This window comes from Kribbella orskensis, from assembly GCF_004342085.1.
In the GTDB taxonomy this organism is placed as follows: domain Bacteria; phylum Actinomycetota; class Actinomycetes; order Propionibacteriales; family Kribbellaceae; genus Kribbella; species Kribbella orskensis.
On record NZ_SLWM01000004.1, the window covers coordinates 443,991 to 465,710 of the forward strand.

General features: G+C 69.2%; 24 protein-coding genes and 2 pseudogenes. 8 read left to right on the forward strand and 18 right to left on the reverse strand.

Annotated features, from left to right (window positions below):
- Window positions 1-10: 10 nt before the first annotated feature.
- Window positions 11-520, forward strand: coding sequence for a transcriptional regulator BldD (gene bldD, locus EV644_RS14285; protein WP_132188734.1), 510 nt, complete (start codon window positions 11-13; stop codon window positions 518-520).
- Between the two features lie 252 nt (window positions 521-772).
- Here bldD and nusB read toward each other — a convergent pair whose 3' ends face one another.
- Window positions 773-1,183, reverse strand: coding sequence for a transcription antitermination factor NusB (gene nusB / locus EV644_RS14290; RefSeq protein WP_132188735.1), 411 nt, complete (start codon window positions 1,181-1,183; stop codon window positions 773-775).
- A gap of 23 nt (window positions 1,184-1,206) precedes the next feature.
- Window positions 1,207-1,740 carry an elongation factor P gene (gene efp, locus EV644_RS14295; RefSeq protein WP_241995598.1) on the reverse strand — a complete coding sequence of 178 codons (534 nt, stop codon included), beginning with the start codon at window positions 1,738-1,740 and terminating at the stop codon, window positions 1,207-1,209.
- A gap of 210 nt (window positions 1,741-1,950) precedes the next feature.
- Between efp and EV644_RS14300 the strand changes: the two genes are divergently transcribed.
- Entirely contained in the window at window positions 1,951-2,763 is an 813-nt protein-coding gene (locus EV644_RS14300) for a hypothetical protein (RefSeq protein ID WP_132188737.1), read from the forward strand.
- Between the two features lie 14 nt (window positions 2,764-2,777).
- Here the strand turns inward: EV644_RS14300 and fxlM are convergent, their stop codons facing one another.
- Both fxlM and EV644_RS14310 read right to left on the reverse strand, forming a co-directional pair.
- Window positions 2,778-3,992: a methyltransferase, FxLD system gene (fxlM, locus tag EV644_RS14305; RefSeq protein WP_132188738.1), complete on the reverse strand. Its 1,215-nt coding sequence runs from the start codon at window positions 3,990-3,992 to the stop codon at window positions 2,778-2,780.
- Window positions 3,993-3,996: 4 nt separating this feature from the next.
- Complete coding sequence (locus EV644_RS14310; protein ID WP_132188739.1) at window positions 3,997-4,494, reverse strand: MarR family winged helix-turn-helix transcriptional regulator; 498 nt, start codon at window positions 4,492-4,494, stop codon at window positions 3,997-3,999.
- Between the two features lie 76 nt (window positions 4,495-4,570).
- Here EV644_RS14310 and EV644_RS14315 point away from each other — a divergent pair, with 76 nt between their 5' ends.
- A complete protein-coding gene (locus EV644_RS14315; protein ID WP_132188740.1) occupies window positions 4,571-5,467 on the forward strand; it encodes an EamA family transporter in 897 nt (298 codons plus the stop codon).
- 545 nt (window positions 5,468-6,012) lie between these two features.
- Here EV644_RS14315 and EV644_RS14320 read toward each other — a convergent pair.
- Together EV644_RS14320 and aroQ are read right to left on the reverse strand one after the other, a co-directional pair.
- Window positions 6,013-6,678, reverse strand: a complete 666-nt coding sequence (locus EV644_RS14320) for a response regulator transcription factor (protein ID WP_132188741.1) — start codon at window positions 6,676-6,678, stop codon at window positions 6,013-6,015.
- Between the two features lie 112 nt (window positions 6,679-6,790).
- Window positions 6,791-7,231 carry a type II 3-dehydroquinate dehydratase gene (gene aroQ / locus EV644_RS14325; protein ID WP_132188936.1) on the reverse strand — a complete coding sequence of 147 codons (441 nt, stop codon included), beginning with the start codon at window positions 7,229-7,231 and terminating at the stop codon, window positions 6,791-6,793.
- 55 nt (window positions 7,232-7,286) lie between these two features.
- Between aroQ and EV644_RS47150 the strand changes: the two genes are divergently transcribed.
- The 3 genes from EV644_RS47150 to EV644_RS14340 are packed head-to-tail and all read left to right on the forward strand — an operon-like array spanning window position 7,287 to window position 9,064.
- Complete coding sequence (locus tag EV644_RS47150; protein ID WP_255511302.1) at window positions 7,287-7,421, forward strand: hypothetical protein; 135 nt, start codon at window positions 7,287-7,289, stop codon at window positions 7,419-7,421.
- A 48-nt stretch (window positions 7,422-7,469) separates the two neighbouring features.
- On the forward strand, window positions 7,470-8,111 hold the full coding sequence (locus tag EV644_RS14335) for an RNA polymerase sigma factor (protein WP_241998139.1): 642 nt from the start codon (window positions 7,470-7,472) through the stop codon (window positions 8,109-8,111).
- Window positions 8,108-9,064 (forward strand): hypothetical protein, encoded by a 957-nt coding sequence (locus EV644_RS14340; protein ID WP_132188742.1) that lies wholly within the window; start codon window positions 8,108-8,110, stop codon window positions 9,062-9,064. Before EV644_RS14335 ends, EV644_RS14340 begins: the two co-directional genes overlap by 4 nt.
- 3 nt (window positions 9,065-9,067) lie before the next feature.
- Here EV644_RS14340 and aroB read toward each other — a convergent pair whose 3' ends face one another.
- From aroB to aroC, 3 genes are read right to left on the reverse strand one after another with little or no spacing between them, the layout of a single operon-like run.
- Window positions 9,068-10,195, reverse strand: coding sequence for a 3-dehydroquinate synthase (gene aroB, locus EV644_RS14345; RefSeq protein ID WP_199239808.1), 1,128 nt, complete (start codon window positions 10,193-10,195; stop codon window positions 9,068-9,070).
- Window positions 10,192-10,692, reverse strand: a complete 501-nt coding sequence (locus EV644_RS14350) for a shikimate kinase (RefSeq protein WP_132188743.1) — start codon at window positions 10,690-10,692, stop codon at window positions 10,192-10,194. Before EV644_RS14350 ends, aroB begins: the two co-directional genes overlap by 4 nt.
- Complete coding sequence (gene aroC, locus EV644_RS14355) at window positions 10,689-11,891, reverse strand: chorismate synthase (RefSeq protein ID WP_132188744.1); 1,203 nt, start codon at window positions 11,889-11,891, stop codon at window positions 10,689-10,691. Before aroC ends, EV644_RS14350 begins: the two co-directional genes overlap by 4 nt.
- 1,112 nt (window positions 11,892-13,003) lie before the next feature.
- Between aroC and EV644_RS14360 the strand changes: the two genes are divergently transcribed.
- Together EV644_RS14360 and EV644_RS14365 are read left to right on the forward strand one after the other, a co-directional pair.
- Window positions 13,004-14,122, forward strand: a complete 1,119-nt coding sequence (locus EV644_RS14360) for an ADP-ribosylglycohydrolase family protein (RefSeq protein ID WP_132188745.1) — start codon at window positions 13,004-13,006, stop codon at window positions 14,120-14,122.
- On the forward strand, window positions 14,119-14,337 hold the full coding sequence (locus EV644_RS14365; RefSeq protein ID WP_199239809.1) for a hypothetical protein: 219 nt from the start codon (window positions 14,119-14,121) through the stop codon (window positions 14,335-14,337). Before EV644_RS14360 ends, EV644_RS14365 begins: the two co-directional genes overlap by 4 nt.
- Before the next feature lie 71 nt (window positions 14,338-14,408).
- On the opposite strand, the pseudogene EV644_RS47735 reads toward EV644_RS14365, so the two are convergent.
- The 9 genes and pseudogenes from EV644_RS47735 to alaS form a co-directional block, all read right to left on the reverse strand.
- Window positions 14,409-14,477 (reverse strand): annotated as a pseudogene (locus EV644_RS47735) (BBE domain-containing protein); the annotation flags it as partial.
- Between the two features lie 22 nt (window positions 14,478-14,499).
- Window positions 14,500-15,207 (reverse strand): prepilin peptidase, encoded by a 708-nt coding sequence (locus tag EV644_RS14375; RefSeq protein WP_132188746.1) that lies wholly within the window; start codon window positions 15,205-15,207, stop codon window positions 14,500-14,502.
- A 64-nt stretch (window positions 15,208-15,271) separates the two neighbouring features.
- Entirely contained in the window at window positions 15,272-16,315 is a 1,044-nt protein-coding gene (locus EV644_RS14380) for a DUF2330 domain-containing protein (RefSeq protein ID WP_132188747.1), read from the reverse strand.
- A gap of 13 nt (window positions 16,316-16,328) precedes the next feature.
- A pseudogene (locus tag EV644_RS47505) lies at window positions 16,329-16,406 on the reverse strand (BBE domain-containing protein); the annotation flags it as partial.
- Window positions 16,407-16,415: 9 nt separating this feature from the next.
- Window positions 16,416-16,508 (reverse strand): twin-arginine translocation signal domain-containing protein, encoded by a 93-nt coding sequence (locus EV644_RS47740; protein ID WP_132188748.1) that lies wholly within the window; start codon window positions 16,506-16,508, stop codon window positions 16,416-16,418.
- Window positions 16,489-17,340: a shikimate dehydrogenase gene (locus EV644_RS14390; RefSeq protein WP_241998141.1), complete on the reverse strand. Its 852-nt coding sequence runs from the start codon at window positions 17,338-17,340 to the stop codon at window positions 16,489-16,491. The genes EV644_RS47740 and EV644_RS14390 overlap by 20 nt, the downstream gene beginning before the upstream one ends.
- A complete protein-coding gene (mltG, locus tag EV644_RS14395) occupies window positions 17,313-18,485 on the reverse strand; it encodes an endolytic transglycosylase MltG (RefSeq protein ID WP_241998143.1) in 1,173 nt (390 codons plus the stop codon). The genes EV644_RS14390 and mltG overlap by 28 nt, the downstream gene beginning before the upstream one ends.
- An 11-nt stretch (window positions 18,486-18,496) precedes the next feature.
- Window positions 18,497-18,955, reverse strand: coding sequence for a Holliday junction resolvase RuvX (gene ruvX / locus EV644_RS14400; protein WP_132188750.1), 459 nt, complete (start codon window positions 18,953-18,955; stop codon window positions 18,497-18,499).
- Between the two features lie 91 nt (window positions 18,956-19,046).
- Window positions 19,047-21,716 (reverse strand): alanine--tRNA ligase, encoded by a 2,670-nt coding sequence (gene alaS / locus EV644_RS14405; protein ID WP_132188751.1) that lies wholly within the window; start codon window positions 21,714-21,716, stop codon window positions 19,047-19,049.
- Between the last annotated feature and the right edge of the window lie 4 nt (window positions 21,717-21,720).

Genomic DNA, 21,720 nt, shown 5'->3' on the forward strand with positions numbered 1-21,720 from the left:
AAGAACCAGCGTGCCTAGCGAATACGCGAAGACACTGGGCGGCAAGTTGCGCGCCATCCGCCAGCAGCAGGGACTATCGCTGCACGGCGTGGAAGAGAAGTCCAAGGGTCGCTGGAAGGCGGTCGTCGTCGGCTCGTACGAGCGTGGCGATCGGGCCGTCACCGTCCAGAAGCTCGCGGAGCTCGCCGATTTCTACGGCGTGCCGATCCGTGAGCTGCTTCCTGGATCCGCCAGTGCGGCTGCTGCGGCTGCAGCTCCGCCCCGGTTGATCCTCGATCTGGAGGCTCTGCAGCACCTCGACGCGAGCGAGGCCGGTCCGCTGACGCGGTACGCGGCCACGATCCAGGCTCAGCGCGGGGACTACAACGGCAAGGTGCTGTCGATCCGTCAGGACGACATGCGCACTCTTGCGGTGATCTACGACGAGTCGCCGACGACTCTGACCGAGCGTTTCATCTCCTGGGGCGTCCTCAACCCGGAGGCGAAGGGCGACGTGGAGGAGTCCGAAGCAGCCGGCTGAGGCGGGCGCGACAAGACGGTCGGGGCTCGTAGCAGCTTGCCCGCGGCCGCCTGCCCGCCCTCCTTCACGAGGACGGGCCACAGCAAGACCTGAAGCACGTAGTACCAGGCATTTTCAGTAATCCAGGCCGGGGCCGTTCCCCCCGCGCCGATGAACGGGGACGCCGAGAAGGCCCGGCACCGTACTGTGGCGGTACCGGGCCCGTTGTACTCACCGGGGTCTGTTCAGACCCCGGCAGGATGAGCGCCGAGCTCAGACTCCGAGGGTCGGCTTGAGCTGCAACAGCCGGGCCAGCAGGCCGTTCACGAAGGCCGGCGACTCGTCGGTGGACAGGTCGCGCGCCATCGAGACCGCCTCGCTGACCGCCACCACGTCCGGCACCTGCTCGTCGAACAGCAGCTCGTAGACGCCGATCCGCAGGATGTTGCGGTCGACCGCCGGCATCCGGTCCAGCGTCCAGCCCACCGAGTGGGTGCTGAGCAGCTCGTCGATCGAGTCGATGTGTTCCGAGACACCCTCGACCAGCGCCACGGTGAACTCGTTCACCGGCGGGTCGTTGTCAGCCACCCGGTCGCCGAGGGTGCCGCCGACGGGCAGCCCGCGGACCTCCGACTCGTAGAGCACGTCGAGAGCGCGCTTGCGGGCCTTGCTACGGGCAGACATGTTCTGTTGTCAGCTTTCGGGGCTCAGGACGTGACGCGGCCGAGGTAGTCCCCGGTCCGGGTGTCCACCTTGACCTTCTCGCCGGTGGTCAGGAACAGCGGGACGTTGATCGTGTAGCCGGTCTCGAGCTTGGCCGGCTTGGTGCCACCGGTCGAGCGGTCGCCCTGCAGGCCGGGCTCGGTGTACTCGACGGTCAGCTCGACCGACGGCGGGAGCTCGACGTACAGCGGCAGCTCCTCGTGCACGGCGACGATGGCGTCCTGGTTCTCCAGCAGGAAGTGCGAGGCGTCGCCGACCACCTCGGGGGTGACGTGGACCTGCTCGTAGGTGGAGCTGTCCATGAAGACGTAGGAACCGCCGTCGTTGTACAGATACGTCATGTCCCGCTTGTCGACGTTGGCCACCTCGACCTTGACGTCGGCGTTGAAGGTCTTGTCGACCACCTTGCCGGACAGCACGTTCTTCAGTTTCGTCCGCATCACGGCACCGCCCTTGCCGGGCTTGTGGTGCTGGAACCAGACGACGGACCACAGCTGCCCATCCAGGTTGAGCACCATGCCGTTCTTGAGGTCGTTCGTCGTTGCCACGCGGGAAACCCTTCGAAAGTGATCAGCGGTACGCCAGATTGTAGCGGGCACCACGTACTGCGGCCGACTCCCCGCCCACTCGCAGGCGGCCTCACCGCCCGGCCGGTGGCCCGCGGGAGGACCGGGCTGCCCCTACGCTGAGTACCAGGCAGTTCAGTGAGCGGCGCCGGGAGGCATTTGATGGTGGAGTTCATCGTCTTCATCGGGGTGCTGATCGTCGGCGCGCTGATCAAGAACGTGGGCAACCGCAAGGCGGACAAGAGCAAGCCCAGTCCCCGGGCGCAGCGCCTGATCGAGCGGATGCAGGCACGGCAGTCCGGCGCGCAGCCCACCCAGCTCCAAGGCCAGTACACCCAGCCCGCCGGCCAGGGCAACATGTCCCCCGCTCCTCAGAGGCAGGGGTCCGGCCGGGCACAGAGCAGCGCGCAACTGGCCGGCATGCTCCACCAGCTCCTCCAGGCAGGAAAGCAAGCCGCCGGTCCCGGGCAGTACCCAGCACCCGGCCAGTACCAGCCAGCCCAGTTCCAGTCGGGTCAGTACGCGCCGCCTCCGCCCGTCGTCTGGCAGCAGTCCCACCGGCCGCCGCAGAACAACCTGCCGTCCCCCAAGGGCGCGTTCGAGCAGCGCATCCGTGAACTGATGGCCTCCGGCAACGAGGTCGCCGCGGTCCGGCTGCTCAGCGAGGAGCAGGACATGGGCATCATCGAGGCCCAGAAGTATGCCCGCAGCCTGGCCGCTCCCCCGGGCCGCCCGAAGGGCGATCAGAACACCCAGGAGAGCCCCGAGAGCGCTCCCCGCTCCGAGCCGGCCGAGGAAGAGACCCGGTACGTCGGCTCCGCCGCGTTCGCCGAATCCGTCTTCGACACCGACCCCGACGAGAACGTCTGGGCCAGCGGCTGGGTCGACAAGCCCGAGGCCGACGACCGCACCGACATGGACGAGCTCTGGCAAACAGTCCGCAACGCCGGCCGACCACCCCAGCAGAACAACTGACCCACAGTTGGCCGTCAGGGCCAGGTGATGGTTGTTCGGGTGTGGCGGTTGGGGATGTGGTGGCCGGCGGGGAGCTCGGCAGTGGGGGTTGTCGCGGGGTGGATGGTGAGAACGGGCTCGGGGCCGTGGCGGTGGTGATGGTGCCAGAACTGGATCTGGGCGGTCAGCCGCTCGACCAGGTCGGCCGCGTCCGGTCCGTGTCCGATCGCCCCGAGCTCCACGAAGTCCGGGTCGGCGGTCGCTCTCGAGGTCACGTAAGCAAGGGTGCCGCCGGCAACGATCGCGGAGGCTCCCCAGCGCGGCGTCGGTGACACCAGCCCTTTCTTCCGCGCGGACCGCCCGGCTGTCAGCACGCAGTACCCCGGCAGCGTCGACGCCAGCCAGAGATCGAGATCGGACACCGGCTCCTCGCGGTTCATCAGCACCGCCGACCAGGCCCGCGCCCGCGGCTGCCGCAGTACTCCGTCGAGCGCGGCCGCGTCGATCGACTGGTCCTCGTCGATGCTCAACTCGACCTTGTCCCCATGGATGGGGACCACCCGCTCGAAGTTCGCCCCGGCCCCCTGCATGTTCACGAATCCGCACAACGTCATCGACCGGCTCCGCAGGAACCCGTTCTCCAGGTCGAAGGCGATCGACCGCGTCTGCCCCCGCACCCGCAGCGGTACGACGATCCGCCCGTTCGCGCTGAGCTGGTCGATCCAGGCCGGGGCGATGTCCCAGGCTGTCACCGTGACCACGATCCGGTCATAGGGAGCGCTCTCCGGCGACCCGAACTCACCATCGGTCCAGACCACGCGGACCTCCGGGTATCCCGCCTCGGCGAGACTCACCCGCGCGCGGTCGACGACGTCCGGATCGATGTCGATCGTGGTCACCGAGCCGTCCGGACCGACCAGTTCCTTCAGCAGCGCGGCGTTGTAGCCGCCCGAACCGATCTCCAGCACCCGGTGCCCCGGCCGGATGTCCGCCTGCTCGAGCATCATCGCGACCACCGTCGGCTGGGACACCGAACTGATCGCGACCCCGGCCTCGTCGCGCTTCATCAGCACCACGTCGTCGGTGTACGCGCTCTCCAGCGGCACCAACGGCACGAAGACGTGCCGTGGCACCGCCCGGAAGGCCGCCTCGACCCGCTCGTCGCGGATCACGCCCTGCGTCACCAGGAGATCGGTGAGCGCCGAGCGCAACCTCGCGGCGTACCGGGGGTCGTTGCCGGCCGCGGTCATGCCGTCAGTCCGTCTTGTCGCCGAGGGATTCGAGCAAGGTCCGCAGGGTGTCCGCAAGGGCTTCGCGCTCCGGCCCGGACAGCGCTTCCAGCAGCCGGTTCTCGGTGGCCACGTGGGTCGGCAGGACGGCGTCGATCAACTCGAGGCCGGCCGGGGTGAGCTTCACCTCGACGCCGCGGCCGTCGGTCTCACTGCGGCTCCGGGTGACCAGACCGCGGGACTCGAGCCGGTCCAGCCGCTGGGTGATCGCGCCAGAGGTGACCATCGACGATCGCATCAGACCGGCCGGAGTCAGGCTGTGCTCCGCGTTGCTGCGGCGCAGTGTCGCCAGCACGTCGAACGAGGCCGAGTCCAGGTCGTGGGCGGCGAAGTTGCGCCGGAGTTCGCCGTCGACCAGGAGCGCGAGCCGTTTCAGCCGGCCCAGCACCGCCATCGGTGACGCGTCCAGGTCGGGGCGCTGCTCGCCCCACTGTTCGAGCACCAGGTCGACATGATCCGCCATCCGTTCAGCGTAGTGGATCTCTTAGCGGTGAGCTAAAACCTTGAAAGATTGCTTAGCGCTGAGATATATTGTCTTAGTGCTAAGCAATCGACTCACCCTGATCCTGGTCACGGCCATCGCGCCGTCGCTGTGGGGAACGACGTATCTGGTCACAACGGAACTGCTCCCTCCGGGCCGTCCGCTCCTCGCCGCGGTGATCCGCGCTCTCCCGGCCGGGCTGCTGCTCGTCGCGATCACCCGGCGGCTGCCGCAGGGGAGCTGGTGGTGGCGCGCCTTCGTCCTCGGCGCGCTCAACATCGGCGTGTTCTTCGCCCTGCTGTTCGTCGCGGCGTACCGGCTGCCGGGCGGGGTCGCGGCGACCGTCGGCGCACTGCAGCCCCTGCTGGTCGCCGTACTGTCGACCGGCCTGCTCGCCGAGCGCCTGTCCACGCGGAAGCTGCTGGCCGCGATCGCAGGCGTGGCCGGCGTCAGTCTCCTCGTACTCCGGGCCGACGCGCGGCTCGACGCGTGGGGCGTCGTCGCCGCCCTCGGAGGTGCCGTCGTGATGGCGACCGGGGTCGTGCTCAGCAAGCGCTGGGCATCACCGGCTCCCCTGCTGGCGACCACGGGCTGGCAACTCGTCGCGGGTGGGATCCTCCTGCTGCCGGTGGCCTGGATCGTCGAGGGAGCGCTTCCCGCGTCTCTGACCTTCGCGAACCTGGCCGGCTATACCTACCTGACGATCATCGGGTCCGCGCTCGCCTATGCCCTGTGGTTCCGCGGGCTCCGAGGACTCTCCCCTACAGACGTCACGTTCCTCGGACTCCTCAGCCCGGTGGTCGCGACCGTCCTCGGCTGGCTCGCTCTCGACCAGCGGTTGAGCCCCGCCCAGCTAGTCGGCGGCCTCGTCGTACTGACCGCCTTGGTGGTTGCCCAGACGAAGAAGAAGGAACCCGTACCGCCGGCCGTCGTCCCCGTTCTCCAAAGAACCTGAAACGCACATCACGGCATTCGGACTACCCCCGACCGTGCCCCAGGCCCCCACAGGGTGTCCGCGGTCCCCGCCACCGCCCGCCCTCGGCCCCGGGACGGTGGTCGGCCGCCCGCTGACGGGTCGTTCGCCGGCTGGCGTCCTACAAGCCGCCAGCTGGCGAACAACCATCCAGAGAACCCCGCCACGAGCCACAACGGCCGGCACCAACCCCCGAATCGGCACAACCACACCACCCACCGGCGCGTAACCCACCGTCGGGGTCTGCTGGTGTACCGAACAACAGGTGGTAGTCGCCGCAGACACGACCCCGGCATGCACCCCACGCCTGGAACCTCGGCGATCCGCCCGGTTCTACCTGTCGGTCGGTACAGGCCCACCCCCGAAACCACCATCCCGACCCGACTCAGACCCCCGACCTGACACTCACGCCGCACACAAGGTGCGCCCTCGGCGGAGCGGCCGCGGCGGAGCGGCCGCGGCGGGTCGAGCGCCGGCGGCCGCCCGGCTGGGCGGTTCGGGAGTGGTGAGACGGAGGTGGGTGAGCGTCAGATGAGGCCTTCGCGGAGGGCGTAGGCGACGGCGTGAGAGCGGTTCCTGAGTTGGAGGCGGGTGGTGATGTCGTGGAGGACGTTCTTGACGGTGCGCTCGGAGTACGACATCTCGCGGGCGATCTCCTGGGTGTCCTTGCCGTCGGCAACGAGTCGCAGGACCTGGGTCTCGCGGTCGGACAGGCCGGTGCGGGACAGGCCGCGCGGCGCGAGGACCTGGCGCTGCATCCGGGACACCTGGCCGAGCAGGCGGCCCAGTAGATCCGGTGGCAGGCTGCCGTTGCCGGCGGCGGCCGACTGCAGAAGGTGCACGATCCGGTCGGCCGTGGCGTCCGCGCGGCGCAGTACTCCTGAGACTCCGAACTCGACCGCGGTCATCAGCGCGTCGTCGTCGATCGTGCTGCTGATCAGCACGATCCGGCGACACCCGCGCTGCGCGGCCGATCGCAGTACCTGGACCGCGGTCGTGTCCAGCGAGTCGACGACGACGAGCGCGACGAGCGGCGGGGCGGTGCGCTGGTCTGCCTGTGCCTGCTGGAACTCCGCCAGGTCGGCGTCGCTGATCAGCAGGATCTCCGGCCGCTGCCTCAACGCATGCATCAACCCGAACCGCGACAACGGATCAAGAGCCTTCACCCACACCGGCACGCGTTGCTGCGTCATAAGCCCCACTCCCCCAGAGCGCTGAACCTCTGTACTCACACCGGACCCCCATTCGACGCACCCATCCTCCCCGCCCACCCTTCAGCCAGCCTTAAGACGAAACAACCGAGGGTTACGGGAGGGTGGTGAGGGCTTGGAGGGCGAGGCGATAGGAGTTCAGGCCGAAGCCGGCGATGGTGCCGGTGGCTACGGCGGCCACGACGCTGGTGTGGCGGAACTCCTCGCGGGCGGCGGGGTTGCTGATGTGGATCTCGATCAGCGGGGCGGTGCGTTGGGCGCACGCGTCGCGCAGGGCGTACGAGTAATGGGTGAAGGCAGCCGGGTTCAGCACCACCGGGGTCTTGGTGTCGGCGGCTTCGTGCAACCAGCCGACCAGTTCCGCCTCGTCGTCGGTCTGCCGGACCTCCACCTGGAGGCCGAGTTCGGCGCCGGTCTTCTCGCAGTCCGCGACGAGATCCGCGAACGTCGTCGCGCCGTACACGTCGGGCTCGCGCGATCCGAGCCGGCCGAGATTCGGTCCGTTCAGGACCAGTACACGACGCCCACCAGCCACATCAGTCACAGGTCCACCCTAGTGGTGACTCGCAAAGGGACTCGAGTACGACCACGTGATCGCCGTCGAGCCGGCCGCGATCGTCGAAGCCGAAACCCGCGGCCTGAACCGTCTCTATGTTGTGCTGACCAGAGCGGTTTCCCGGCTCGACGTCCTGCACCACCGCCCGCTGCCGGACGAACTGGGCTGACTTCGAGCCCGATGGAACCCACGCCGCGGCTGCCGGACTCTCCCCGGTATGAGCACAAGAACAGCAACGATGGGAGTGCGGCGGATGGCGGCGAGCCCCAGGTCCACGCTCAGCGATGACCGGGAGGCGTGGGAACGACTCCGGGTCGCCGACGAGCAGGCCCTGGCCGATCTGTTCCATCGCCACAGCGACGCGGTCTACAACTTCGCCTTCCGGCGGACGTCGTCGTGGGCGAGCGCCGAGGATGTCGTCCAGGCGACCTTCGTCGCGCTCTGGCGACGCGCTCGCGCCGGCCGGATCGACCGGCTGACACTCGCCACCGCCCGGCCGCTGCTGCTGGTGATGGCTGGATATGAGTGCGGCAACGTCCTGCGGTCCACCCGGCGACAGACAGCGTTGACGGACCGGGTCGAGCTGATCGATCACAGCGGCACCGTCCCCGACCATTCGGGAGCGGCGGCCGACCGGGTCGACGACGAACGCGCGATGAGCGAGATCCGCCGGCTGCTCGACCGGATCCCGGCCAAGCAGCGCGAGGCCGTCGAACTCGTCATCTGGTCGGAGTGCTCGATCGCCGAGGCGGCCAGAGCCCTCGGCGTACCGGAAGGCACCGTCAAATCCCGGCTGTCCAGAGCGCGGACGCGCCTGGCCGGCCTCCTCGATCTCGGCACCACGGAAGGGCTCGGATGACCAAGCAGATCCCGGCGGAGCGACCGCTCCCCAACAAGACCACGATCCTTGACCACCTACTGGCCGAGACCGACGAGAAGCGTGGCCGGAGGAGCTGGCTGCTGCCGGTTACGGCCGCCGCGTCGATCGCGGTGGTTGCCACCGGCGCTCTCACCGTGCCGTCGCTGCTGAAGCATGACGACCCGGGCGCGGCCGGGCAGTCGGTCGGTGCGAGCAAGGCGCCGACGAACAAGCCGACCGAGCAGACCGTTTCGATCGACCGGGGCAAGCTCACCGACGCCCAGGCGAAGGCGTTCGGGACCGAGTGCGCCAAGTGGATCGGTTCCAAGGACATTCCCGGGCAGACCTACGGAACGGCGCCTCTGAACTGGCCCGGAGCCGGAGCGAAGGTCGACAAGATTCTGCACGCGACCCAGATCGCCGGACAGGTCGCCGGACCGCCCCCCGGAAGCACGCGCTGGACCGTCGCGGTCAAGTCAGGCGACCGCATCTACGCCTGCGTCGGCCGGATGCCGACGAAAGACGCGCACGGCCACGTGCAACGCGACTACGAGTTCGGGACTTTCAGCACCAAGTACCCGGACGGCCTCGGCGGTACCGGTGATGGCGTCGGGCTGATCACTGACCTGAGCGGGCGCAAACCGGCGAAGCTGTCCACGAGCCGGTGGGTCGTTGCCCCCCCGGGGGCCGCCACCGTCCAGCGCCGGATCGTCGTGAAGGGCAAGCCGACGCCGTGGTTCACGAGCGAGGTGACCGACGGCCTCGGCTACGTTCAGGCCCAGGCCGAGGCGAAGCTCGTAGCCGGCGACAAGGTCCAGCTGGAGACCCGGCTGCTGGACAAGGCCGGCAAGCCGGTCAGCGCCTCGCTGACCGGGCGTTATGTCGTCGCCCTGACCAACGAGGGTAAGTACTCCGTCATCTCGCTGCAGCCCGAGAGCACCAAGCCGCGCTGAACCTCAGCTGATCTCGGCGTAGGCGGCGACGAGAAGACTCGGGTCGGGCGCTTCGAGGATGGTCGGCTTGGCCAACCCATCCAGTACTACGAAGCGCAACCGGTCGGCCCGGGTCTTCTTGTCCAGCTTCATCGCGTCCTGCAGGTGCGACCAGGCGTCGGCCCGGTAGGACGTCGGCAGGCCGAGGGACTCCAGTACTGCGCGGTGCCGGTCGGCCGTGGCGTCGTCGAGCTTGCCCGCGGCACGCGCGAGTTCCGCGACGAACACCATGCCGATGCTGATCGCGGCACCGTGGCGCCACTTGTACCGCTCGACCCGCTCGATCGCGTGGCCCAGGGTGTGCCCGTAGTTCAGGGCTTCCCGCCCGACCTGGCCGCCGACTGTCGTCGTCCGCTCGTGCAGATCGGCGGCGACCGTGTCGGCCTTCACCTGGATCGCCCGGGCGATGAGTTCCTCAGTGTGCTCGTACGCCGGTACGGACGCGCCGGCCGGATCCTTCTCCACCAGGTCGAGGATCACCGGGTCCGCGATGAACCCGCACTTCACGACTTCGGCCAGACCGCTCACGTAATCGTTGCGGGGCAGGGTTTCGAGCGCGGCCAGGTCGCACAGCACTCCGGCCGGCTCCCAGAACGCGCCTACCAGGTTCTTGCCCTCGGCTGTGTTGATGCCGGTCTTGCCACCCACGGCCGCATCGACCATGGCGAGCAACGTGGTCGGGATGTGGACCACCCGGACACCGCGCAGCCAGGTCGCGGCGACGAACCCCGCGAGGTCGGTCGTCGTACCACCGCCGACCGAGACGACCGCGTCGGACCGGGTGAAGCCGGCCTGGCCGAGCACGGACCAGCAGTACGCCAGCACCTCGGCGGACTTGGCCTCCTCGGCGTCCGGGATCTCGATCGCGTGCGCGGTGAACCCGCCCGCGGTCAGGTCGTCGCGGATGGCGTCGCCGCTGGTGCGAAGGGCCCGCGGGTGGATCACCGCGACCCGTCGTACGTCATCACCGAGCAGGGCAGGCAGCTCGTCCAGCAGGTTGTTGCCGATGACAACGTCGTACGGCGACGCCGCCTCGACCCTGATCCTGCGGGTCTTGTCCACCACGCCGTTGGTACCGGATTCGGTGCTCATCCGAGGTGCTCCACGATCTCGTCGGCGATCTCCTCCGGCGTCCGGCCGTCGGTGGTCACCGTCAGCTTGGCGACCTCGACGTACAAGGGCCGGCGGGCGTCCATCAGGTTCTTCAGCTGGGTGCGGACGTTGCCGAGCAGCAGCGGCCGGGCGACTCCGAGGCCGACCCGCTTGGCCGCCTCGCCGATGGACACGTCCAGGTAGACGACGTTGTGTCCGGCCAGATCGGCCCTGGTCTCGGGGTCCAAGATGGCGCCACCACCGAGCGACAGCACCGCGTCGTCGTCCTTCAAAGCGGCGACGATCGCGGCCCGCTCGAGTGCGCGGAAAGCGGCTTCGCCGGAGTCGACGAAGATGTCCGAGATCGGCTTGCCCGCCTCGTTCACGACGTCGGTGTCGGTGTCGCGGTGCGTCCTGCCGAGCCGCGTCGCCAGCAGCGCGGCGATGGTCGACTTGCCCGAACCGGGCGGTCCGACCAGGACGACGACCGGGCTCACTGGGCCCACTCGCGTGCGGCGATCGTCGACGGCAGGTTCGCCAGGTACGACTTGTGGTTGCGTGAGGTCTCCCCGACGGAGTCCCCGCCGAACTTCTCGATCGACACGTCCGCCAGAACCAGGGCCACCATCGCCTCGGCGACGATGCCCGCGGCCGGTACGGCGCAGACGTCGGAGCGCTGGTGGTGCGCCGAAGCCGCCTCGCCGGTGACCGTGTCGATCGTGCGCAGCGCCCTCGGCACCGTCGCGATCGGCTTCATCGCGGCGCGCACGCGCAGGGTCTCCCCCGTGCTCATGCCGCCCTCGGTACCACCCGAGCGCCCGCTGGTACGGCGTACCTCTCCGTCCTCGGCGACGATCTCGTCGTGCGCCTGGGATCCCGGCGTACGGGCCAGCTCGAAGCCGTCGCCGAGTTCGACGCCCTTGATCGCCTGGATGCCCATCAATGCACCGGCGAGCTTGGAGTCCAGCCGGCGATCCCAGTGCACGTAGCTGCCGAGACCCGGCGGGAGGCCGTCCACGACAACCTCGACGACACCGCCTAGGGTGTCACCCGCCTTCTGGGCCTGATCGATCTCGGCGACCATCTGCTTGCTCGCGTCCGGATCCAGGCAGCGCACCGGGTCCGCGTCGAGCCTGGCGACATCGGTGGCCGAGGGAATCACGCCGTACGGCGCCTTCACCGTGCCGAGCTCGACCACGTGGCTGACGATGGTGATCCCGTACGCCTGCTTGAGGAACCGCGCGGCGACCTCACCGAGCGCGACCCGGGCCGCGGTCTCCCGAGCGCTCGCGCGCTCCAGCACCGGACGGGCCTCGTCGAAGCCGTACTTCTGCATCCCGGCGAGATCGGCGTGACCAGGGCGCGGGCGAGTCAGCGGGGCGTTGCGGGCGAGATCGGCCAGCACCTCCGGGTCGACCGGATCGGCAGCCATCACCTGCTCCCACTTCGGCCACTCGGTGTTCCCGACCTGGATCGCGACCGGGCTGCCGAGCGACACCCCGTGCCGGAACCCACCGATGAAAGTCACCTCGTCCCGCTCGAACTTCATCCGCGCGCCCCGGCCATAACCGAGACGACGACGAGCCAGGGCGTCGGCCACATCATCCGTGGTGACCAGGACGCCTGCGGGAAGACCTTCGAGTACGGCGACGAGCGCTTGTCCGTGCGACTCGCCGGCGGTAAGCCAGCGCAGCATGCCGCAATCCTCCCACGCGCTCCCACGACGGCCGCTCCCGCCCACCCCGTGGACAACATGCCCACGCAGCTCCTCCGTGGGCATGTTCCGGCCCATCCCGGGTCGCGGCCCCTCCGTCGCCGCTCAACGGAAACGAGGTGGTCTGCAAGCCTGAGCTCTGGCTGGCTCCGGGTAGAACAGCTCAACGCTCCTGCGTCGCTGCCCCACCCGCCCCAGGAGGTCGCGGCTCCTCCGTCGCCGCTCAGCGGGTGCCAGGTGGTCGCAGCGGAGCGAAGGCTCACGGACAGGCCCGGATTGGTTACTAGACCGCGGCGAGGTGGTCAGCCGGCCGGCCCGCCGTACCAGAGGTAGTCAGCCGGCCCGCCTGACCAGAGGTAGTCAGCCGGCCGGCTCACCTGACCAGAGGTAGTCAGCCGGTCCGCCTGACCAGAGGAAGCCAGCCGGCCGGCTCACCTGACAAGAAGTCCCCCCGAGTTGCTGCTGCGGCACGGCTGTACCGACCGACAGGAAGAGGTCGCTCGCGACATCAACCTCCACGCTCACCGAGGCGGTCAAGGCGTGCGGAGAACGCAGTACTACCTGTCGTTGCGTACGCCGCTCGCCCGTCCTCAGCGTTTGCCAGGCCCGCCCACCCTCGGGGTCGCGGCTCCTCCGTCGCCGCTCAGCAGAAGGGGGTAGTCCGCCAGCCGGGCCTCCTGGCCGCGGGTGGACGCAGAGGCTTGGGGAGGTTGCCGGGCGGGGTCTGGGTGTGTTTGCCGGGTGGCGCCTGGGGTCGTTGCCGGGCGAGGCCCGACGTGATTGCCCGATTGTGCATCGCTGGCTGCGAGGGCTTACCTCGGCTGGTGCAGCGGGCGCACAGCGTCCTCCTCCCGACACACGTCTCGTCTGACCCTTGCTGAACGAGTGACGGAGGAGCCGCGACCTGGGGTGGCGGGAGCTATCGACGGAGGAGGTCGCGTGGCGATGGCTGTCCTCGGCTCACAGAGCACCCGGCACCCGTGCCGCCCGGCAGTTGTCGAGCGAGCGACGAAGGAGCCGCGACCCGGGGTGGCGGCCGCCGCCGACGAAGGAGGTGGCGTCGGAGTGGCTCCTCCGCGTCGTACGCTCGGCGGGTGACGCGAGCGGATGATGAGGCTTATCGGTCCAGGGTTCGGGGTTGTTTGTTGGGTGGGGCGATCGGGGATGCGCTCGGGGGGCCGGTCGAGTTCTCGCAGGGGCAGGAGATTGTTGCTGCTCATCCGGAGGGGTTGCGGGGGTTTGTTGCCGGGGGCACGGGGTGGCCGGCGGGGACGGTGACTGATGACACTCAGATGACCTTGTTCACCGTCGAGGGGCTGATCCGGGCGGGGGTGCGGACTGATCGAGGGCTTGGGTTCACGGTGGCGGTGGTGCATCACGCTTACGACCGGTGGCTCGACACGCAGTTGTTGCCGGGGCCGAGTGGGGCACTCGACGGGTGGTTGCAGGGTGAGCAGTGGTTGTACGCACGCCGCGCTCCCGGCAACACGTGTCTGTCGGCGTTGACCGAGGCTCGCAAGGGCGGCGACCGGATTCAGCAGTTCGGCGGGCAGGCGGTCAACGACTCCAAGGGCTGTGGCGGGGTGATGCGGGCGGCGCCTTTCGGGCTGTTGCCGGCGAAGTGGTTCAGTGCCGAGTGGGCGTTCGACTCGGCGGCGCAGGCAGCGGGGTACACACATGGGAACGTGACCGGCAAGCTCGCCTCCGGTGCGCTGGCCGCGATCGTCCACGCCATCTGCCAAGGCGCTGACCTCAACTCGGCGCTCGACTCCGCGCAAGCTCTACTCGCGCAGAAACCCGGCCACGAAGAGACCAGTACTGCGCTCGCCGCCGCGCGGGAGTTGGCCGCCAACAGCCAGCCGGGACCGGCAACGGTGGAACGACTCGGTGGCGGCTGGATCGCCGAGGAAGCGCTCGGCATCGGTGTGTACTGCGCTCTGGCGTATCCCGAGCCCGAGCAGTTCCTCGACGCTCTGGCCCTCGCGGTCACGCACTCGGGCGACAGCGACTCGACCGGCGCGATCTGCGGCAACATCCTCGGCGCGCTGCACGGAGAGACCGCGTTGCCGCCGGAACTCGTGTTCGCCGTCGAAGGCCGCGGCGTGATCCTCGAGTTGGCCGACGACCTGGTGTTCGAGTTCACCCAGCAGCCAAGGCTGCACGGCGAGTACGGCCCCGAGACCGGCTGGCGCCAGCGCTACCCCGGCTGGTGAGCCCGGGGAGGTCACAGCACTACCCGGGCACGCTGCTCCTGCTGGTGCTGCTGGAGAACGCCGCCCGTCGTACCGAGGAAGCCGCCCAGGAGAAGCTCAACGTCATCGCCGAGGCACTCGCCGAACTGATGCACTCACAGACCCGCACCGACCCAGCACTCCAGGAAGCCACCCAGAAACTCCGCGACGCCATCGGCTTGGAAGTACGTCACTGACAGGCGGGCCGGGGCGTCCGGCCCGTCCCCCGAGGATCAGGCCCGGCGCCCCGGCCGGTTCAGGTCAGCCGTCAGGCCGGCTCGATCGAAAGCTTGTGCCGGAACAGATTACGCGGGTCCCAGGTCGCCTTGATCCGCTGGAGTCTCGGCCCTCACGGGACACTAGCCCAGGTAGAGGCGTTCGAGCGGACCACCGACCAGTACGCCGACCAGTGCACCGACCAGCATGAACGGACCGAACGGGAACAGCTGTCTGCGCTTGAACACCTTCGCCAGCGTGAGCACGATCCCGATCACCGCGCCGAGGAAGAACCCGCCGTACAGACCGGTGACGAGCTCACCCCAGCCGAGCCAGCCGAGCGCCATGCTGAGCAACCCGGACAGCCGTACGTCGCCGAACCCCACCCCGCGCGGGAACACGTACCAGAGCACGTAGAACACCCCGAACCCGATCACCCCCGCGATCGCCGCCCGCCGGAGTGATCCCCACTCCCCCGACACCGCCGAGCCGGCCACCAGCGCCAGCCCGACCACCAGGTACGACGGCCAGATGATCGCCGACGGCAGGTACCTCGTCCGGGTGTCGATGTAACCGAGCACGGAACCAACCACAGCAAGGATCAGCCACGCCACAAGCGCCGGCGAGTTCCCCAGCGACCAGCCGAGCAGCCCGCCCGCGACCGCGGCGGTCGCCCCGCACCAGTACGCCGCCCGCTGCCCGGCCAGCTCGGCGTACAGGGGTTTGGTCTCCCCCTCCTCCAGGATCGGCTCGGGGATCCGGCGTAACAGCCACGGGCCGAGCAGGTACGCCGCAGGGCCGCAGAGCACCACACCGGCGCTCGCGGCGAGCAACGCGTGATCAGCCGGCACGATGCAGGAGCCTAGACGATCCGACGGCCGCCCGCCGGTCCGGCAACCGCGCCCTGTGGATAGCTCAGGAAGCGGACCGGCGCACCAGGATCCGGGCTATCACCGCGGCGCCGGCACCGACCAGCAGCAGGATCCCGAAGATCACCCCGATCGTGCTCAGCAACCCGTCGTTGCGGGTGACGTACGTGACCCGTTGGTACTCCGCGTCCGTGGCGGCCTTGGCGAAGACGAAGTCGTCGGTGATCCGGCCGGGCTCGGTGTACGACACCGTGTACGCCGTCAGGAACGACGTCGGCGCGGCAAGTTGCGGATACGACTCGCCCTCCGTCCGCCCGGCGTACAGGAGTTCCGGCTTGATCGCCGGGTCCGGCAGCTTGGTCGTGTCCACCCGGTACGGCGCGGCGACGTACACGGTCACCGTCTGGTCGGTGGTCGCGCCCTTGCTCAACCGCATCGGGTAGACGATGCGCGTCGACGGGAAGCTCAACCGCAACGGCGGGGTCGACCCGCTCATCGAACCGCCCTCGCGCCCGGGTGCCAGCTTGACCGCGACGATCTCCCAGTTCTCGGTGATGTACGGCGTGAGGTTGGTCGCCAGCCCGGCCGGTACGACGTACCCGTTCCTGCTGAGCCAGTCCGTCACGGCGGTCGCGCTGGTCCCACCGAGCCGCGCGACCTGGAACGGGCCGAGCACCATCTGCTGGTGCACGTTGACGGCCGAACCCGGCGCGGCGCCGGCGGAGTCGCCCCGGCCGCTGCCCATGATCCCCAGATCCCGGAACGGCCAGTAGGTCTTGCGGATCACCACCTTGGGACGGGTGATCGACTCCAGCCGGTAGAACAGGTCGCGGTCGCCGAGCTCCACCTTCGCGGCGGCCGGTACCGGCATGATCCAGGCCGCCTTCTTCGACTGCCCCTGGATCGACATCGACAGCACGATCTCTTCCTGCGTGCCGTCGAACCGCACCAGCGCGTTCTCCCCGAAGGCCCGCGCCCGCGACCCGGCGTCCGACAGATACCCGCCACACGCGCACGCCCACGCGGGCGAAACTCCCGCGCCCACGGCAACGAACGCCAGCACCCCCGCGACCAACCGCCACAACTTCATGGCGGAAGGCTAATCAGGGAAGGGTGTACGCAGTGCGGAAAAAGTTGGTGGGGTCGTACTTCTTCTTGATCGACTGGAGCCGCGTGTAGGTGGCGCCGTATTAGGTGCTGACGGAGCGGCCGGTGAGAGCGATGGCGGCGACAGCGCCGCCTGCCCTCAGGAAGGTACGGCGATCAACCTGGCTCACGCTCATCGAGCTCCTCACGCGCTGCGGCTCTCATGGCCGCCAAGGGCGCGGGCGACCTACCGGTCATCATCTCCACCTGGAGAGTCGCCTGATGCACGAGTAGATCAAGGCCGTTCAACAGCTCTGTACCGATCCGGTGCGCCGCGATCGCGAGCTGGGTCGGCCACGGGTGGTACGCGACGTCGAAGACGACCGGCGCCACCTGCGCGAAGTGCGCCGCCCACGGATCGACGGCGCCACCCGGCAACGTCGAGACGCACAGGTCGAACCCGCCGATCTGCTCGACCTGGCCGAAATCCGTGACCGACGTCTTCAGTCCCAGCTCCGCCGCCAGGTCCCGGAGCCGCTCGACCTTGCCGAGGTCCCGGACGACGAGGGTGACCTCGCTGACCTTCAACCCCCGCAGGGCAGCCAGCGTCGACGCCGCCGTCGCCCCACCACCCAGTACTACGGCCGTGTCCGCGCCGGTGATCCCGCGCTCCGCGAACGCCGCCACCAACCCCGGTACGTCGGTGTTGTGGGCCGAGCGCGATCCGTCCGGCTCGAACAGCATCGTGTTCGCCGCGCCGATCAGCTCCGCGACCGGGTCCACCGTGTCCACCAGGTCCAGCGCGACCCGCTTCAGCGGCATCGTCAGGGACAACCCGCGTACCTCGTCGCCGAGCGTGCTCAGGAATCCGCGGAGCTCGTCCTCGCCGACCTCGTACGCGTCGTACCGCCAGTCCAGCCCGAGCTCGGCGTACGCGGCCCGGTGCATCGCCGGGGACAGCGAGTGCGCGATCGGCTGCCCGAGCACGGCACAACGGGTCATCAGCACCGGCCGGTGTGGGACGCGCACCAGGCCTGCAGCTTCTTCACGTTCGCCTGGTGCTCGTCACCCGTGCTGGCGAACTGGGTCTCGCCGGTGTCGAGGTTGACCAGGGTGAAGTACAGCCAGCTCCCCTTCGCCGGGTTCAGCGCCGCCTGCAGGGTCTCCTTGCTGGGCGAGTTGATCGGCGTCGGTGGCAGCCCGGAGTACATGTAGGTGTTGTAGGCCGAGTCCTTCTGGCGCTGCTCGTCGGTGGTGAAGACCTTGCCGTCCCGGCCGGTCACATAGTGCACGGTCGAGTCCATCTGCAGCTTCTTGCCGATCTGCAGGCGGTTGTAGATCACCCGGGCGACCTTCGCGTAGTCCTCCGGGCGGTTCGTCTCGGCGCCGATGATGCTGGCCACGATCACCGCCTGGTACGGGTCGAGCTTCTTGCGCTGCGCGGTCTGCGGCAACTGCAGCTCGGCCGAGGTCTTCGCGTACTGCGCCGTCAGCAGCCGCAGGATGGTGGTCGCGTTGGCGTTCTTCGGGATGTCGTACGTGCCCGGATAGAGGAAGCCCTCCGCGTTGTTGTTCGCGTACGACGGCAGCTTGAGGTTCTGCCCGTTGGCCATCGCGGCCGCGGCGGCGCCGGCCGGCAACTTCGCGGTCTTGGACTTCTGCAGCAGCGCGACCACCTCGGCCTTCGTCCGGCCCGGCGGGATGCTGATCCGGGTGACCAGCACGGACTTGGCCGGGTTCAGCAGCAGGTCCAGCGCGGCCTGTGCCGACATCTCCTTCTTCAGCGTGTACGTCGCGGCCTGGATCTGGCGGGACCGGGGATCGTCGCGGGCAACCCGCTCGAACGCCTTGGCGCTCTTGACCACGCCCTTCTTCTCCAGCGTGTCGGCGATCGCCTGGGCGCTCTGGCCCTGGGTGATCTCGACCGTCACCGCGGTGGTGCCGGTGCCCTCGTAGTCCGGTGCGGCGAACATCCGCTCCAGTGCGTCGCGGCCCTTGCCGTAACCGACCACCAGACCGCCGATCAGCGCGCCGACGACCAGCAGCGAGACCAGCCCCGCGAAGCACCCGAAACCACGCCGCGCCCGGGCCTTGCGCCGGTTCGCCCGGCGCTCGGTGCGGCTCTCCGGACGCAGGCCGAGATGGTCGTCCAGGTCCTCACGGTCTTCGTTCACCGATGTTCCGTTCACAGGGGCCTCCCGGGCGGGTTGCCGGTCTCACGCTCGAAGTCGAGCGCGTGTTGCAGGATCACGACCGCCGCGGCCTGGTCGACCACGGCCCGCCGCTTGGAACCCTTCTTCCCCCGGTCCCGGAGCATCCGCTCGGCCGTGACCGTGGTGAACCGCTCGTCCACCATCCGCACCGTCGCCTCCGGGTTCACCTTGTGCACCAGCAACCGCACCTGCTCAGCCGTCTCGCGGATCCGGACCGCGGCCGGTCCCTCACCGCCGGACAACGATCGGGGCAGGCCGATCACGAGCTCGAACGCGTCTAGCTCGGCTACGAGACTAGCGATCCGGTCAAGATCCCCGGGTCCACGGCGCACCGTCTCGACCGGTGTGGCGAGAATCCCGTGCGGGTCACTGGTCGCGACGCCGATCCTGGCGTCGCCGATATCGAGCGCGAGCCGAACACCCCGGCGCACTAGTGTGCTCCGCCGTCGGGTCGCGCAGCGGCGCCGGGCGGGCACACCCGGTGTGCCCTACCCCGGCGCCAGGTCGACTGCGGTCTCACGGTCAGCCGGTGACCGACTGGCCGACGGAGTGCTCGACCGCGGCCAGCGCCTTGTCCACACCGGTCGCGTCCGTACCGCCACCCTGCGCGACGTCGTCCTTGCCGCCGCCACGACCGCCGAGCTGTTCGGCGGCGATCCGGACCAGGTCACCGGCCTTGAGGCCCCACTCGCGCGCGGTGTCGTTCAGAGCGACCACCACGGCGGGCTTGCCGTCGTTCACGCTGAGCACGGAGACCACCGCCGGCCGGTCGGCCGGCATCCGGCCACGGACGTCGAGGGCCAGCTTGCGCAGGTCCCCGCCGTTCACGCCGTCGGGAGCCCGGTGGCCGACGTACGCGACCCCGAAGACGTCCTTCGGGTTCTGCGCCAGTTCGGCGGCCGCGGCCAGCACCTGGCCGGCCCGGACCTTCTCCAGTTCCTTCTCGGCGATCCGCAGCCGCTCGGACAGGTCGGCCACCTTCGCGGGCAGCTCCTCCGGCCGGGTCTTCAGCGACTCCGAGAGCAGTCGGACCAGCGCCCGCTCCTTGCCCAGGTAGTGCAGCGCGTCCATGCCGACGAACGCCTCGAGGCGTCGAACGCCCGCACCGACGGACGACTCGCTCGTCACGGTCAGCGCGCCGACCTGCGAGGAGTGCTTGACGTGCGTGCCACCGCAGAGCTCGCGCGACCAGGGGCCACCGATCTCCACGACGCGCACCTCTTCGTCGTAGGTCTCGCCGAACAGCGCCAGCGCACCCCACTCCCGGGCCTCGGGCAGCGACATGTACTGCGCGGAGACCGGCAGGTCCTGGCGGACGGCGAGGTTCGCGACCTCCTCGATCTCGCTGCGAGTGGCCGAGTCCAGTGCCGACGACCAGGCGAAGTCGAGCCGCAGGTAGCCGGGCTTGTTGTACGAGCCGCTCTGCAGCGCGTTCGGGCCGAGCACCTGGCGCAGGGCCGCGTGCACGACGTGCGTGCCGGAGTGCGCCTGGCAGGCCGAGACCCGCCACTCGTGGTCGACCTGCGCGTGCACGTCGAGCCCGGGCTGGACGACACCTTCGAGCACCTTCACCCGGTGCACGATCAGGCCCTTGACCGGACGCTGCACGTCGAGCACCTGGAGCTTGACGCCGTCGGCCACGATCAGGCCCTCGTCGGCGATCTGGCCACCCGACTCCGCATAGAACGGGGTCTTCTCCAGCACGACCTCGACGGTGTCACCCGGCTCGGCGGCCTGCGTCACCACGCCGTCCCGCAGGACGCCGCGGACCTGGGAGTCGGTGGTGAGCTCCTGGTACCCGGTGAACTCGGTGGCGCCGCTCTCGCGCAGCTCGCGGTAGCCCGAGGTGTCCGCGTGACCGGCCTTCTTCGCCCGCGCGTCCGCCTTGGCCCGCTCGCGCTGCTCGGTCATCAGCGTCTTGAAGCCCTCGGTGTCCACCTGCAGACCCTGCTCGGCGGCCATCTCGACGGTCAGGTCGATCGGGAAGCCGTAGGTGTCGTGCAGCTGGAACGCCTGCGCCCCGGCGAGGGTGGCGCCGCTCTCGGACTTCACCGACTTCACGGCCAGGTCGAAGACACTCGTACCGGCCGTGAGGGTACGGCGGAACGCCTCCTCCTCGGCGTACGCGACCTGGCTGATCCGGCCGAAGTCGGCCTCCAGCTCGGGGTACGACTTCTTCATCTGCTCCAGGCTGGTCGGCAGCAGTTCCACCAGGCTGGGGTCCTCGTAGCCGAGCAGGCGCATCGAGCGGACCGCCCGGCGCAGCAGGCGGCGCAGTACGTAACCGCCGCGCTCGTTGCCCGGCGTGACGCCGTCGCCGATCAGCATCAGCGCACTGCGGACGTGGTCCGCGATCACCCGGAAGCGGACGTCGTCGACGTGGTCGGCGCCGTACTTACGGCGGCTCAGTTCCGACGCCTTCTCGATCACCGGGTAGATCTCGTCGATCTCGTACATGTTGTCGACGCCCTGCAGCAGGTACGCGACGCGCTCGAGGCCGAGGCCGGTGTCGATGTTCTTCTTCGGCAGCTCGCCGAGGATCGGGTAGCCCTCCTTGCCGCCACCCTCACCGCGGATGTTCTGCATGAAGACCAGGTTCCAGAACTCCAGGTAGCGGTCGCCCGCCTCCCAGTCCCGGTCGGCGCCGAACTCCGGGCCGCGGTCGATCAGGATCTCCGAGCACGGGCCGCACGGACCCGGGATGCCCATCGACCAGAAGTTGTCCTTCATCCCGAGCCGGACGATCCGGTCGTCGGGCAGCCCGGCGACCCGCTTCCAGATGTCGATCGCCTCGTCGTCCTCGTAGTACACCGAGGCGTACAGCACCGACTCGTCGAAGCCGTAGCCGCCTTCGCTCTGCGGCTTGGTGACCAGCTCCCAGGCGTACTGGACGGCCTGCTCCTTGAAGTAGTCACCGAAGGAGAAGTTGCCGTTCATCTGGAAGAACGTGCCGTGCCGGGTGGTCTTGCCGACCTCCTCGATGTCGAGGGTCCGGACGCACTTCTGCACGCTGGTGGCGCGCGGGTACGGCGGGGTCTGCTGGCCGACGAAGTACGGCACGAACTGCGCCATCCCGGCGACGTTGAACAACAGGTTCGGGTCCGGCGAGGGCAGCGGCGCGCTCGGCACGACCGTGTGGCCCCGGTCCTCGAAGTAGCTCAGGAACCGCCGGCGAATCTCACTGGTTTCCATGGTG